The sequence below is a fragment of the Pontibacter mangrovi genome (assembly GCF_006385705.1).
Classification (GTDB): Bacteria; Bacteroidota; Bacteroidia; order Cytophagales; family Hymenobacteraceae; genus Pontibacter; species Pontibacter mangrovi.
Genome location: NZ_VFRQ01000001.1, coordinates 349989 through 363394, shown reverse-complemented (window position 1 = coordinate 363394; position 13406 = coordinate 349989). Strand labels below are relative to the sequence as shown.

The 13406-nt window shown below is 49.1% G+C and carries 13 protein-coding genes; 1 reads left to right on the top strand and 12 read right to left on the bottom strand.

Annotation, left to right across the window (positions count from 1 at the left end):
* The first annotated feature begins 74 nt into the window (after positions 1-74).
* Positions 75-2471, top strand: a complete 2397-nt coding sequence (locus tag FJM65_RS01630) for an endonuclease MutS2 (protein ID WP_140618731.1) — start codon at positions 75-77, stop codon at positions 2469-2471.
* A 38-nt stretch (positions 2472-2509) separates the two neighbouring features.
* On the opposite strand, the gene FJM65_RS01625 is transcribed toward FJM65_RS01630, so the two are convergent.
* The 12 genes from FJM65_RS01625 to FJM65_RS01570 form a co-directional block, all read right to left on the bottom strand.
* A complete protein-coding gene (locus FJM65_RS01625; RefSeq protein ID WP_140618728.1) occupies positions 2510-2914 on the bottom strand; it encodes a hypothetical protein in 405 nt (134 codons plus the stop codon).
* Between the two features lie 160 nt (positions 2915-3074).
* The gene (locus FJM65_RS01620) at positions 3075-3536 is read right to left on the bottom strand and encodes a hypothetical protein (RefSeq protein WP_140618725.1); all 462 of its coding nucleotides are present in this window, start codon (positions 3534-3536) and stop codon (positions 3075-3077) included.
* Between the two features lie 328 nt (positions 3537-3864).
* The gene (locus tag FJM65_RS01615) at positions 3865-4266 is read right to left on the bottom strand and encodes a hypothetical protein (protein WP_140618722.1); all 402 of its coding nucleotides are present in this window, start codon (positions 4264-4266) and stop codon (positions 3865-3867) included.
* Positions 4267-4580: 314 nt separating this feature from the next.
* Positions 4581-5684, bottom strand: a complete 1104-nt coding sequence (gene lepB, locus FJM65_RS01610; protein WP_140618720.1) for a signal peptidase I — start codon at positions 5682-5684, stop codon at positions 4581-4583.
* Positions 5685-5698: 14 nt separating this feature from the next.
* A complete protein-coding gene (gene dapB / locus FJM65_RS01605; protein ID WP_140618718.1) occupies positions 5699-6415 on the bottom strand; it encodes a 4-hydroxy-tetrahydrodipicolinate reductase in 717 nt (238 codons plus the stop codon).
* Entirely contained in the window at positions 6412-7062 is a 651-nt protein-coding gene (locus FJM65_RS01600; protein WP_140618716.1) for a DUF5683 domain-containing protein, read from the bottom strand. Before FJM65_RS01600 ends, dapB begins: the two co-directional genes overlap by 4 nt.
* A gap of 5 nt (positions 7063-7067) precedes the next feature.
* Positions 7068-7982: a ParB/RepB/Spo0J family partition protein gene (locus FJM65_RS01595; protein WP_140618713.1), complete on the bottom strand. Its 915-nt coding sequence runs from the start codon at positions 7980-7982 to the stop codon at positions 7068-7070.
* A gap of 11 nt (positions 7983-7993) precedes the next feature.
* Positions 7994-8776: a ParA family protein gene (locus FJM65_RS01590; protein WP_140618711.1), complete on the bottom strand. Its 783-nt coding sequence runs from the start codon at positions 8774-8776 to the stop codon at positions 7994-7996.
* Between the two features lie 7 nt (positions 8777-8783).
* Positions 8784-9464: a metal-dependent hydrolase gene (locus tag FJM65_RS01585; protein ID WP_140618708.1), complete on the bottom strand. Its 681-nt coding sequence runs from the start codon at positions 9462-9464 to the stop codon at positions 8784-8786.
* 588 nt (positions 9465-10052) lie between these two features.
* Entirely contained in the window at positions 10053-10859 is an 807-nt protein-coding gene (locus tag FJM65_RS01580) for a YsnF/AvaK domain-containing protein (protein WP_140618705.1), read from the bottom strand.
* A gap of 52 nt (positions 10860-10911) precedes the next feature.
* Complete coding sequence (locus tag FJM65_RS01575; protein ID WP_140618703.1) at positions 10912-11415, bottom strand: YsnF/AvaK domain-containing protein; 504 nt, start codon at positions 11413-11415, stop codon at positions 10912-10914.
* A 267-nt stretch (positions 11416-11682) separates the two neighbouring features.
* Positions 11683-13344 carry a beta-N-acetylhexosaminidase gene (locus tag FJM65_RS01570; protein WP_140618700.1) on the bottom strand — a complete coding sequence of 554 codons (1662 nt, stop codon included), beginning with the start codon at positions 13342-13344 and terminating at the stop codon, positions 11683-11685.
* Positions 13345-13406: the final 62 nt, after the last annotated feature.

Genomic DNA, 13406 nt, shown 5'->3' with positions numbered 1-13406 from the left:
ACCTAATCGAACAAAACCAGGCTGTATACTTGTTATAGATATTGCTAATTTTGCAGTAAATTAAAAGATAAGAATTGATCTATCCAGAAAACTTTGAAATAAAAATAGGGTTTGCGCAGGTGCGAGAGATGCTGTCGGAGCTTTGCCTGAGCCCGCTAGGCCGCCACTTCGTAAACCGCATGCAGTTTCTGAACCGCCACGACCTGGTGGAGCGGCTGCTGCAACAAACCGAAGAATTTAAACTACTGCTGGAGTCGGATGCTGATATTCCGCTGCAGCACTACTACGACCCCAGCACTTACCTGGACCGCGCCGCCATTGAGGGCACTTACCTCGATGTGTCTCAGTTCTTCGAGATCAAGATGTCGCTGCGCACCATACGTGATTCGCTGCGCTTTATATCGGAGGCCGAAGAAGGAGAGTATGAAGCCCTGAAAGCCTTAGGTGCCAATGTAACGGTAGAGCGCTCGCTACTGGCCGCTTTAGACAAAGTGGTAGACGATGCCGGCGCGGTGCGCGACGATGCCACACCGGAATTGCAACGCCTCAAGCGCGACCTGATCGCGCAGCAGGCCGTTCTGCGTAAGACGATCAGCTCCATCCTGAAGCACGCCAAAACACAAGGCTGGACGCCTTCGGATTCGGAGCCGACCATACGCGGTGGCCGCCTGGTGATACCGGTTATAGCAGAGCACAAGCGCCGCATCAAGGGTCTGATACACGACGAGTCGAACACAGGGCAGACAGTATACATTGAGCCGGAGTCTATTTTTGAGCTCAACAACGACATCAAGGATCTGGAAAACGCCTATCACCGGGAGCTGATCCGTATTTTAATTGGACTGACAAACACGCTGCGCCACCATATTCCGGAGCTGCGCAAGGCATACCAGTACCTGGGCCTGCTGGACTTCATCCGCGCCAAGGCTGCCTTTGCACGTCGCATTGAGGCCAGCAAACCCAAGCTGCACAAGTATCCCTTCATCGATTGGAAGCAGGCCAAGCACCCGCTTTTATACCTGGCGCACCGCCAGGTAGGCAAACCCACAGTGCCGATGGATCTGGAGCTGAACCGCGACCAGCGTATACTTTTGATCTCAGGCCCTAACGCAGGCGGTAAATCAGTGAGCCTTAAAACAGTAGGCCTGGTGCAGTACATGCTGCAATGCGGCATGCTGATTCCGGCAGCAGATGGCTCGGAGGCAGGTGTTTTCCATGATATCTTCATTGATATTGGGGATGAACAATCCATCGAGAACGACCTGAGTACCTACAGCTCGCACCTGACAAACATGAAAAAGTTTGTGACGGTGGCCGATAAGCGCAGTCTGGTGCTGATAGACGAGTTCGGTACTGGTACGGAGCCTATTTTGGGCGGTGCCATTGCGGAGGCTGTGCTGAAAACGCTGAATGACAGCCAGGTTTACGGCGTGATTACCACCCACTACACCAACCTGAAAAACTACGCCGAGCGCACGCCGGGCATCGTGAACGGGGCCATGCGCTACGACCATAAACACCTGCAGCCGCTCTATCAGCTGGAGATCGGCAAGCCGGGTTCGTCCTTTGCCATCGAAATCGCCCAGAAAATTGGCTTGCCGAAGCATATCATTGACACGGCCAGCAAGCTGGTGGGCAAAGATAAAATCCGCTACGACCGCCTGCTGGAGGAGTTGGAGACAGAGAAGCAGGAGCTGGAGAAAAAAGTACGCGAGGCAGCCAAGCTGGAAGAGAAGCTGAAGCGGCAGGTGAAGGATTACAGCGATTTGAAAAACTTTCTGGAGGACAGCAAGCAGGAAATTATGCGGGAAGCCAAGGGCAAGGCCAAGCTGTTGCTGAAGGATGCCAACCAGAAGATCGAGTCCACGATTCAGCAGATAAAGCAGAGCCAGGCCGAGAAAGAGAAAACCAAGGAGGCCCGACGAGACCTGGAGACTTTTGCCCAGGAAGTGCGCAAAGAAGAGCCGCGCCCCGTGCACAAGCGCGTCACAAAGGGAAGTATAAAGGCCGGAGACAATGTGGCGCTGATAGGGCAGGACTCTGTAGGGCAGGTAGTGAGCATAAAAGGCAAAACTGCAGAGGTGCTTTTCGGGGGCCTGAAAACCATCGTGAAGGTAGACAACCTGGAGCGGGTGGAAGGGCAGGTGTCCCAGAAGCCGAAGAAAGACAAAGCTGAGAACACAGGTGGCTTTAGCCGCGGCATGAACATGACACAGCGCATGGCCGATTTCACGAACACGCTCGATATACGTGGCGAGTATGCGGAGGATGCCCTGACGAAAGTGATGAACTTTACGGACGAGGCGCTGATGCTCGGCATTCCGGAAATAAAGATCATCCACGGCCGGGGCAATGGCGTACTGCGGCAGGTAGTTCGAGATTACCTGTACTCGGTGCCAGAAGTGGCCAGCCTGGGCAACGAGGCTGAGGAGCGTGGCGGCGATGGTGCCACGCTTGCAGTACTGAAATAATTAAACAGGGCTCTCATACTTCTGTGAGCCCTGTTTAATTATCGTCTAAATCTAAACTCAATTCCGTCCTGCTGGTAGTGCAGTTCGTCGTCATCCAGCTTGGAGATGACAACGGTATACTCATCACTGTCGCCTTTGTCAAATAGGATTACCCTTTCATCGTTTTCATACTCCCAGGTGCCGTTAATTTCCTGCGTATCATACGTATCGGAATAGGTGCCGTCTCTGTTAAACAGGGAAGTATACTTTGTAAAGTCGATACCGGTCTCCTGCTCAAAAACGTCGGTTTGGTCCTGTCCTCCAAAGTATACTGCCTGGCCTGTCCACTGGCCATCCGTTAGCAACCTTAGGTTTGGGGAGACATCCTCGTCATCATCTTTGTTGCAACTGATCAGAAGCGGCACAAAAAGGCAGAGAAACAACAGCGGGAATAACCGGGGCATATTCATAAAAGTATAGTCAGAGAGGTTTCACATCTCTCTGTATATGCCTATACTTCTAAAAGGTTATAGTTACCGATGTAAAATATTCTGGAAGTGTAGCAAGCGCCGCAGGTGCGACAGCCATTTGTTTAAAACACTCTTGATCAGGAGCTTTTCTTGGTCAATGTCCGAAACGCATTTCGACGGCTAAGCTTACAGGGTTTCCTTCCTCATCCTCTAATTGCCAAGTCTGATCAAGAAAAAGCTCTGTGCTGGTAAGCCTAGCTATACTTGCTTTATCCTCGTTTTGTGTGCCTTTGTCAAAAACTATTTCCTGCTCACTATTAGCAAACTCCCATTTTCCATTTTCGGAAGGCATGTTATCAAACGTACTTATGTATGTGCCATTTTTGTCAAGTTTTAAATTCCATTCTCTCAAATCTAAGTCAATCGAGTCAGCCATCATTTGGGTAATATCTTGCCCATTGGCATATAGCGACATTCCATACCACTCTTTCTGAGTCAGAAGCTCCATGCGTGATGGGGCTACAATGTCATTCCCATCGTCATCATCATCGCAGCTCACAAGCGAAATAGTTATAAAAGCAAGGAGCAAGTAAAATAGTGATCTGAATGTTTTCATAGCGAAAAAAATTAAATTAATAAAAGCGGTAAAAGAAAATTTGTCTCATTCCAAAAAGATAATTAAAAATTAATATCGTTATATTATTAACGCTTTTGTATTGCCGGTGTTGCTGATCTTCGTCATTTATTTTGTTGATAGTTAATTGTTTGCGAAGAAATGGTTCTGAGAGAGAAGGGAGGAGGGAAGTGGCGGAAGCGATCCTGAATCTTACATTATTGGCGAGGGCCTTCTGAAATGTGCGTGGAGGTAACGAGGCAGTTTGAAGTATGGAATCCTCAAAAGCCTAAGGAAATTTAATATGTCCCAATACTGGCAGCTTCCTAGGTCAATGTCCGAACCGCATTTCAACGGCAAAGCTTGCAGGATTTGCCGTTTTGTCCGGTATTTCCCAAACAGGAACAAGGTGCAGTTCTGTAGAGTTAAGCTTAGCTACAGCTACCTTTGCCTCGTTTACTGTTCCTTTGTCAAGTATAATTTCTTGCTGATTAACAGCCAATTCCCACTTGCCCGTTTTATCAGGTACGCCATTGAACATATTACTATAGGTGCCGTCTTTGTTCAATTTCAGCTTCCAAGTGGCGTTAAATACTTGCCCCACCCACTCTTTCTGAGTTAGAAGCTCCTTTTTTGAAGAAACTATTAGTTCTCGGTCATCATCAGCACAACTTAGCATTGGAACTGCTATGATAGAAAGCGATAGTATATAAAGTAGCTTTAAGATTCTCATACATTTCACAAATAATTAAAAGCCACGAAATAACAGGTTAAGCAATACTTATATTAAAACGCTTCCTCAGCTGCTTTGTTATTGACTTCGGAATTATGAAAATGGATTTGCGGAAAGGGACTCTAGGCTTGGGTGAGGGTAATGCAGGCAAGGGTAGAAGGCATACTTTATAATAAGTATAGGGAGGTGCAGAAGAGTGTATCAGGGCAAAAACAGGCAAGGCTCCCATACCTGAGAGCCTTTCCTGTTCTTTTAATTCTGCTATTCTCATTGAGCCGGAATCGGGGCTCAGTGCAAGTTTTATACTTGTTGTTTTAATGAATGATATTGAAGATGCGGCTCCAGCGAATTTTATCAAACATTTTGCCTTCCGGGTTGGTCGACATCCAGATCATCACAGCCTTTCCTACCACATGGTCTTCCGGCACATAGCCCCAGTAGCGCGAGTCGGCAGAGTTATGGCGGTTGTCGCCCATCATGAAGTAGTAATTCTGCTTAAAGGTGTACTCTTTCACTTCTTTTCCGTCCAAGTAAAGCTTTCCGTCACGCACTTCGGCATTTTCGTTGTGCTCATACTCCAGTATCACGCGCTCATAAAATGGCAGCGACTCCGGGGTAATAGCCACGGTAGCACCTTTTTCCGGGATATAGATGGGACCGAAGTTGTCGCGGTTCCAGGGATACTTGCTAGGCACGTTCGGGAAAATGCCGGCTTCGGCCTCATCCGGGTGCTTGTACAGGATCACATCTTTGATAAAGTCTAGCTTCTTGATCTCTTCTGCCATTTCTGGCGTGATGTCTACCAGGTAGCCGTTGTCAAACATCTGCACCTCGCTCATCCGGATGTCGCGGTCCTCGAAGAACTTGTTGGAGAGTTGCATGGTAGGCACCAGGATGTACTTAAACTGCATCTGCTCCGGGTTCTTGATCGCTTCGCCATTGATGTAAACCTGCAAATCCTTAATCTGCAGCGAGTCGCCGGGCAGGCCGATGGCGCGCTTGATGTAATTAGTGCGCAGGTCGGCCGGGTGCTGGTCTTCAGGTGGGTAGTTAAACACCACCACGTCGTTCCGCTTCACTTCAGAAAAGCCGGGCAGTCGGTACGACTTCAGCTGAATGGCATCGGAGTAGGAGGGGATGTTGGTGCCCCAGATGGTTTGGTGCGTAAGCGGCACCTGCAATGGCGTCATGGGGGTTCGCGGGCCGTAGTGTAGCTTGCTTACAAACAGAAAGTCGCCCACCAACAGGGATTTCTCCATGGAAGGAGTCGGAATGGTATAGGCCTCAAAAGTAGCCCATCGGATAAGGCTGGCTGCGATAACGGCGAAAAGGATGGCGTCGCCCCATTCTCTAAAAAAGCCCTTTTTCTTTTTAGGTTCTTTTGTTACTGGTTTCTTTTCCCAGAATTTTACTTTCATCTGTCAGGTTATGGTTACAGGTTCAGCATGTCCTTCATGCCGTAAACACCAGCGCGACCCTGCAGCCAGGCAGCAGCCATAAGAGCACCTTCGGCAAAGCCGGAGCGACTATGGGCAATGTGGCTAAGTTCAATGGTGTCTACTTCTGAATGGTAGGTAACAATGTGTGTGCCTACCACGTCAGGTTCTCGCTCTGAAGCAATGTTTAATTTAGTTTTTTCTTCCGGATTATCACTAACCCACCCGCTTAAATCTTTGTAGCTCGCCAGGATGCCTTCTGCTGCCGTAATGCCGGTGCCGCTGGGCTTATCTACCTTTTGCAGGTGGTGCACCTCGCGTATTTGCACATCATAGGACTGATAGTCTTTCATTTTGCTGGCTATGTATTCATTAAAATGAAAGAATAGGTTTACCCCAACGCTGAAGTTGGAGGCATAAAAGAAGGCACCTTTATACTTGCGGCACAGTTCTTTGGCCTGCTCATACTTCTCCAGCCAGCCGGTAGAGCCGGAAACAATTGGTATGCCACTTTGAAGGCAGTAACTGATATTCTCGAAAGCGGAAGCTGGGTGGGTAAACTCTATGGCAACGTCGGTGTTGGCAGAGGTATAGTTCTGAAGCTCTTGTGCATTGCTGTGGCTGATTCTGCCAACTACTTCATAGCCCTTGCTTTGGGCAAGCTGTTCGATGGTTTTGCCCATTTTGCCATAACCAATCAGAAGGATTCTCATTTGGATCGTGTGTAAAGCGTAAGGGTTAGGCCAGGCGCTAGGTTGCCAGGCTGTGAGCGCAGCGGCACGAGGTTAGGCTGCACGCGCAATGTCAGCTCGTCGCTCACGTCAAACTCTTTTAAGTGGGCATGCACGTAGGCCTCTGCAATTTGCAAAGTATAAGCTGCCACCGAAATGATAATGGTCAGATCACGGTATCTGCGCCATCCATCTCGTCTAAATTTGAGAAGGCTTTCTCCGTTAGAGGAGTTCTCACCAAGATAAAGGTCATCGGCAAACTCGTCCCTGGTAGTTGGGTCACCATCCCTTCGGAGTAGATAAGCTTTGCGATAGGTCTGGTAGTTATTATTGTTCTCAATGTAGAAGTAGGCCAACACTCCGCCGGTGGCGTAAATGATAGGCACCTTCCAGTAGGCTTTGTTGTATATCTGCCCGGCACCAGGTATGATGGCCGAAAGAAGGGCTGCTTTAGCTGGTTTGTCCCACTCGCTCAGAAAGAAGCCGCGTTTCCCTACTGTATCTGCCGCTGCCAATGGCACACGCACAGAGTCGGGACCTTCGGTGATGACCTGCCCATGCGTCTGAGCGGGAGCAAAGTATAGTAACAGGCCCAACAGCCATACCATAGCCCCAACTTTTAGCCTCATGCTACTTAGTAGTTTAGTATCTCAAGTATACGGTTCAGCTCCTCCACAGACACAAAAGGAATTTTAATTTCGCCTTTTCCGTCGTTGTTTGCCTTAACCTGTATTTTAGTGCCGAACTGCGAGGCAAGCCTGCTTTCCACAGTCCTCAGCTCTTCATCATACTTGTTAAACTGCAGTTTTTGTTGCGCGTCGGGTTTTTTCTTGGCATTCTGCAGGTTACGCACCAGTTCCTCTACCTTACGCACCGACAGCTCTTTGGCCACCACCTCCTTAAACACGTCCAGCTGCTGCTCAATGGTGTCGATGTTGATGAGGGCGCGGGCATGGCCCATGCTGATGATGTTATCGCGCAAGGCAATCTGTATATCCGGTGGCAGCTTGAGCAGGCGCAGGTAGTTCGTAACGGTGGTACGTTTCTTACCCACACGCTCTCCCAGTTCCTCCTGTTTCAGGCTGCACTCAGTTAGCAGGCGCTGATAGGAGAGGGCGATCTCGATGGCATTCAGGTTTTCGCGCTGAATGTTCTCGATCAGGGCCATCTCCAGCATCTGCTGGTCATCAGCCTTACGGATAAAGGCGGGTATGACCGTGAGGCCGGCAATCTTAGAGGCCTGGTAGCGTCGCTCACCCGAAATTAGCTGATAGCTGTTTGAGCCAAGCTGGCGCACGGTTATCGGCTGGATGATGCCCTGTACTTTAATGGACTCTGCCAACTCCTCCAGTGCCGCCTGGTCGAAATGCGTGCGGGGCTGGTACGGGTTGGTCTGTATGTGTTCAATGGCTATGTCTGCGATGGTATTAACGTCGTTTAAAGTGGATGACTCAGTTTTGCCGGTATACTTGTTGCCCTCCAGAAGAGAGCCAAGGCCTCGGCCGAGGCCGCCTTTACGTTTCGCTGCAGAATTTTTATTATCAGACATGTACTCTCTTGTTATTTTGCCAGCGCTACGCTGTTTTTCTCTGCTATCTCGCGCGCCAGGTTCAGGTAGCTCAGGGCGCCTTTGCTCTCCGCATCGTGCAGCAGGGCAGGTATGCCAAAACTTGGCGACTCGCTCAGTTTCACGTTTCTTGGGATGATGGTATCGAACACCATTTGCTGGAAGTGCGTTTTCACCTCTTCCACCACCTGGTTGCTCAGGCGCAGGCGCACGTCATACATCGTCAGCAGGATTCCCTCAATGGCCAGTTCCGTGTTCAGGCGCGACTGTATGATCTTGATCGTGTTGAGGAGCTTGCCAAGGCCTTCCAGCGCAAAATACTCACACTGCACCGGTATCACGACCGAGTCGGCCGCAGTCAGCGAGTTTACCGTAATCAGGCCCAGCGACGGGGAGCAGTCGATGATGATGTAGTCATACTTCTGCTTCAGGCCGCTCAGCGCCTCCCGCATCTTCTCCTCGCGGTTGGGCATGTTGATCATCTCCACCTCGGCACCCACTAGGTCGATGTGCGAAGGAATCAAGTCCAGAAACTCGATGCTTGGCGACTGCAGTACAATGTCCTCTGCCTTCACGTCCTCCACCATGCACTCGTAGATGCTGCTGGTAATGGTGGCCGGATCAAAGCCCAGGCCAGAAGTGGCGTTTGCCTGCGGGTCGGCATCCACCAAAAGTGTCTTATATTCCAGGGCTGCCAGGCTGGCCGCAAGGTTTATGGCCGTAGTAGTTTTACCTACGCCACCTTTTTGGTTGGCAACCGCAATTATTTTTCCCATGTTATACTTATAGTTCAATCGTTTGACCTATCTCCATCAGAATGAGCTCTTTGTCGGCCATCTTCGCCATTTCCTGTACTTCCTCGCGGTCTATCTGGATGTATGGAAACGTGTCGAAGTGCATGCCGATCACCTTGTCTACCTGCACGAAGTCGGCGGCGATCATGGCATCGTGAATGTCCATGGTAAAGTTGTCACCGATGGGCAGAAGCGCAAAGTCCACATCAAACTGCTCCGGTATCAGCTTCATGTCATAGGTGAGGGCCGTGTCGCCGGCGAAGTAGAAGGTTTGATCTTCTGTCTCCACCACAAAGCCTGCGGCTGACCCACCGTAAGAACCATCTGGCAAAGAGCTGGAGTGAATGGCGTTTACCATCTTCACCGTGCCGAAAGGCAGCGTCACTTTACCGCCGGTGTTCATCGGGTGCAGGTTCTCCAGGCCTTTGGCGCCATACCACTGCGCAATCTCAAAGTTGGCGATAATGGTGCTGCCGTTGTTTTTGGCGATGCGCTCTGCATCGTGCACGTGGTCTTGGTGGCCGTGCGAGAGTAGGATGTAATCGGCTTTGACATCGTCTACGTTGATGCTGGATGCTAGCTCATTGGGTGAGATGAAGGGATCGAACAAAACGCGGTTCTTCCCAATTTCGAATAAAAAGCAAGACTGGCCGTAGTACGTTATTTTCATAATGATGTCAGATTAAGCTTTGCTGTAGCTATGCAAGATAGCTAATCCTTTCACAAATATACAGCTTTTTGGGCACTTTTAGCGGATGCCGCCTCCTGCGTTGCCCTTTATTTATCCACACTTTTGGCCCATTTTTCAATCTAGATACAGCACGGTTTAATAAAACCTTTTGCGGATTTAAAAACTGAAGAATTATACTCCAGTTGGGGTTATGTCTATCTATTTCCGGCTTATATGCAGTTATGTTCTAATTGCGTTAAGCTCCGGCTGCACCTCTACCTCCAACTTACAGCTGTGGCAGAATTAAGCAAGCATAGAATTCAGCCATAGTTAAAATTTTGTTCTGATAGTAAAAGTATGAGACAATTAGTAAATAACTTTATTTACAACTAGTTATAGTATGGTGTATAAAGTATGTCTTCAAGCATGTGGGAGGATGGGTTAAAGCTGTAGGTCTTCTTCCTATAATGTTTATACTTTCCTATGGCCAGGGTGGAGGCCAGTATTAGCCATATGTATGAATTGCAAAGAGAGACCTTAACTATACTTTAGCTAAGGCCTCTCTTTTACTGTTCTTCGGCAGGATTATTATTTATTGATATCCCTGCGTTTGTTTGGGTCATTGGTTTCGTTACGCGGGTTCAGTTTATCTACCTCTACGTCCTGTTTGTGTATCTTGTCCTGCACCTTCTCCGTATGCTCGCTCGTCTCCTTGTTCAGCCGAACTTCCTCCACCACGCGGGCTTCCTTGTTCACCATCGGGATTTCGGCATGCTCGGTCATTGTTTTTTCACCATCCTTAAAGCTTGCCAGGTCTTTTTCATTCGCAGGGCGGTTAACGGGTCTGCGTTCCACGTTTACGTGCTCTTCGCGCAGCCGCAGGTTCTCTTCAACAGGACGCTCAATTATACGGCTTCGGAGCCTTACGCCACCTGTTTCCACTTCCCGTTTGCCAACCTGCATGTTCTCTTCCACTACAGGTATAGAAGCACTGGAGTTGGTCCACTTGCCTTTGTTAGAGGAGGCCATATTGCGCTGCTGTGCAGCACGTTCGTTCACGTCGATAGCGCCAGCCTTATCCAATATTTGCGAAACTTTACGAGCCTCTTCGTCAGAGGAAGTATGTACGGTTACAAGAGATCCGTTCTGGGCAGCCTGTGAAAATTTGGCTGACTCATCGCGGTTATCTATTAACGAATTGAAGAAATTGCCAACTCGACTGTCATTTTCTCTGTTCTGGGGCTGCTGTTGCGGGCTTGCACCTGATCTGTCGCGGGCCCCATGCACGGCAACGTCTATTTTACTGCTGGGGATGCCGCTTTTCTCAAGTTGCTGCGCAGCCTGCTGCGCGTCTATACCATAATCAAAAATTCCTACTACTGTTTGTCGTTTCATAGCTTAATTAGTTTGTTAATATATATAGTGTAAATAAATGCAAGCCTGCTTGTTAGGCCTGCCTGCGGTCGTGAGGCTGAGATTTAACCCGTTCAATGTTGATTTCCTCTTTGCGGAGCGGGATTTTTTCGGTGCGGTGGTTTTCTACCTGCTTCTTCGTAACGTGCAGTTCTTCTACCAAAACCAAACGCTTTTGCATCACAACCTCTTCTTTTAAAACCGAAATGATCATTTTGTCACCTTCGTAGCGAACCGGGGCAGGGGCTTCATCCACAAGCTTATTGAATGCTACGCGCTCTACTTCAACCTCCTCGTGCATGGAGGGGATGTCGATATCTTTGAGCTCTTCGTGCACCTTTTTAGAAATGTGCACCTTCGCTGTCTCTACCTCTCTTTTCCCAATCTGCACCTGTTCCTCTACCACCGGAATGGTCTCTGCCTCGCTTTGGCGTGTAGCCGGTGGGGGAGCGCCTGCTTCAGGTCCAATTCGTCTGTTCCGAAAGTGATCCTCAAATTCAGATTTTAGTATTTTATCATTTGATTTCTTGTTTTCCATAATTCATAACCATATTAAAATATAGTTTTTACAAGTATGCATTTTACTTGTCGCTCTCTAATTCCTACGAAGCCGTGGGGCCATTGTTGGCAGTTATTTAGGGAAGCGCCTATAAGATGAGGGTAAGCTTGTTTGTAATATTTTGGTTAATGCTGCATATAGTTTAGCGAACTGCCCACCGTTGGTTGTGAGCACATCAAATTTAATTAACCATAAATCTGTAAAGTATAAAAAGAAAGAGCCGGATCGTAAATCCGGCTCTTCATGCTATTGCATCTCTGCTTTCTTGCTGTCTATCGTCCAGCGGGAATAATCGTGGAAGTAATTCGCGCCCCAGAACTTATACCTTGGGATCAGGTTCTGCTCCAGCCTCCGCTTAAAGTCGTTATAATTCTTGGCTTCAGGGGCAGACCATAACGCCTCGCTTAAAGCAGTCATTCTTGGCAGCACCATGTACTCTACCTTAGCCGGAGAACCCATATACTCCGTCCATACATTGGCCTGGGCGCCTAAAATATACCTGGCTGCGGGCTTCCCCTGCAACTCATCGGGCATAGGGTTGAAGTTATAGACGGCATCAACAGGGTTATAGCCGTGAATGGCCAGGCTATCGTTCGGGTCCTGCGACTGGTAATGGTCGAAATACATGGGTTTGCCTGGCGTCATGATAACATAATGGCCGCGTAAGGCAGCATCTGCGCCGGTTTTGTTATCAGCCCAGTTCATGACAATGGCAGTAGTGTCCAGGTCACCCTCCAAAATCTCATGCCAGCCGATTACTTTCTTGTCTTTTGCTGCCAGGTAGTCCGAAACCTGCTCAATAAAGTATGTCTGCAGGCCTTTCTCGTCTTTTAGGTTGTGAGATTTGATAAACTCCTGCGCCTGCGGGCTGGCTTTCCACCACATTTTGCTGCACTCATCGCCCCCAATATGTATATAAGGAGAGGGGAAAAGGTCGGCCACCTCCTCAAATAAAGTCTTCAGAAATTTAAATGTCTCCGGGCGCGGCGCCAGCACGTTGTTTTGGCGGTTATACATGCCCCAGGTGGTGGCTACATTCCAGGTGGTATCTGGCTTAGTGCTAAACTCCGGGTAAGCGGCAATCGTGGCGCGGCTGTGGCCGGGTATGTCTATTTCGGGGATGATGTTGATGCCCCGCTGGTCGGCATAGGCTATGATCTCGCGAATTTCGTCCTGTGTGTAGAAGCCTCCGTAACGGGTGGAGTCGTAGCGGGCGGGCTGGTCTTTAAAATGGCCGATCAGGGTGGCATTGCGCCACGAGCCTATGCTGTTCAGCTTCGGATAGCTTTTGATTTCGATGCGCCAGCCCTGGTCGTCGGTCAGATGCCAGTGGAAGTTGTTAAACTTATGAAAAGCCAGGTAATCGATGTATTTCTTGATGAACTCAAGCGGGAAAATGTGTCGGCTGACATCCAGGTGCATGCCCCTGTAAGCAAAGCGTGGGTAGTCTTTAATCGTGACAGGCTCCACTGAAAGCGTGCGGCTCTGCTCCAGCGGCAACAGTTGCAGCAGGGTTTGCACCCCGTACACGATCCCGTTCTTATCCTGGGCACGGAGCGTAACGGTACCGTTGCCGGACTTCAGCACATACATTTCAGGGCGGTTAGCTGCCACCGTGTCATACTTCAGCACAATACCTTTAGGTAGGTTTTTGGCGTTGCTTAACTTGCTGATATTTAATTGCAAGCCTGTCTGAGACTTAAGCTGATCCTGCAGGTAAACAGCCTGGCGTTCAAAAGGAGCCTCATAATACACAATGCTTTTAGCCGATAGTTTTACTGGCTGGCCTTTAAGAACGGTAACCTGCTGCGGCTTCGGGATAATGCTGTTGGCGCGCTGCCCCTGGGCCAGGCAGGAAGTAAGGCCTAAGACCAAAACAAGCAGCAGTTTGCAAGGGTGGAGTTTCATAATAGATTGTTTGTTGCAACAGCCAAGTTACAAATTACTTTGTAATCCGCCCATTCACAATT

Excerpts from the sequence above, each read along its gene's own strand:
- FJM65_RS01625 (WP_140618728.1), bottom strand. The coding sequence starts at position 2,914 with ATGCCCCGGTTATTCCCGCTGTTGTTTCTCTGCCTTTTTGTGCCGCTT.
- FJM65_RS01620 (WP_140618725.1), bottom strand. The coding sequence starts at position 3,536 with ATGAAAACATTCAGATCACTATTTTACTTGCTCCTTGCTTTTATAACT.
- dapB (WP_140618718.1), bottom strand. The coding sequence starts at position 6,415 with ATGAGAATCCTTCTGATTGGTTATGGCAAAATGGGCAAAACCATCGAA.
- lepB (WP_140618720.1), bottom strand. The coding sequence starts at position 5,684 with ATGAAAGTAAAATTCTGGGAAAAGAAACCAGTAACAAAAGAACCTAAA.
- FJM65_RS01580 (WP_140618705.1), bottom strand. The coding sequence starts at position 10,859 with ATGAAACGACAAACAGTAGTAGGAATTTTTGATTATGGTATAGACGCG.
- FJM65_RS01590 (WP_140618711.1), bottom strand. The coding sequence starts at position 8,776 with ATGGGAAAAATAATTGCGGTTGCCAACCAAAAAGGTGGCGTAGGTAAA.
- FJM65_RS01585 (WP_140618708.1), bottom strand. The coding sequence starts at position 9,464 with ATGAAAATAACGTACTACGGCCAGTCTTGCTTTTTATTCGAAATTGGG.
- FJM65_RS01575 (WP_140618703.1), bottom strand. The coding sequence starts at position 11,415 with ATGGAAAACAAGAAATCAAATGATAAAATACTAAAATCTGAATTTGAG.
- FJM65_RS01600 (WP_140618716.1), bottom strand. The coding sequence starts at position 7,062 with ATGAGGCTAAAAGTTGGGGCTATGGTATGGCTGTTGGGCCTGTTACTA.
- FJM65_RS01570 (WP_140618700.1), bottom strand. The coding sequence starts at position 13,344 with ATGAAACTCCACCCTTGCAAACTGCTGCTTGTTTTGGTCTTAGGCCTT.
- FJM65_RS01615 (WP_140618722.1), bottom strand. The coding sequence starts at position 4,266 with ATGAGAATCTTAAAGCTACTTTATATACTATCGCTTTCTATCATAGCA.
- FJM65_RS01595 (WP_140618713.1), bottom strand. The coding sequence starts at position 7,982 with ATGTCTGATAATAAAAATTCTGCAGCGAAACGTAAAGGCGGCCTCGGC.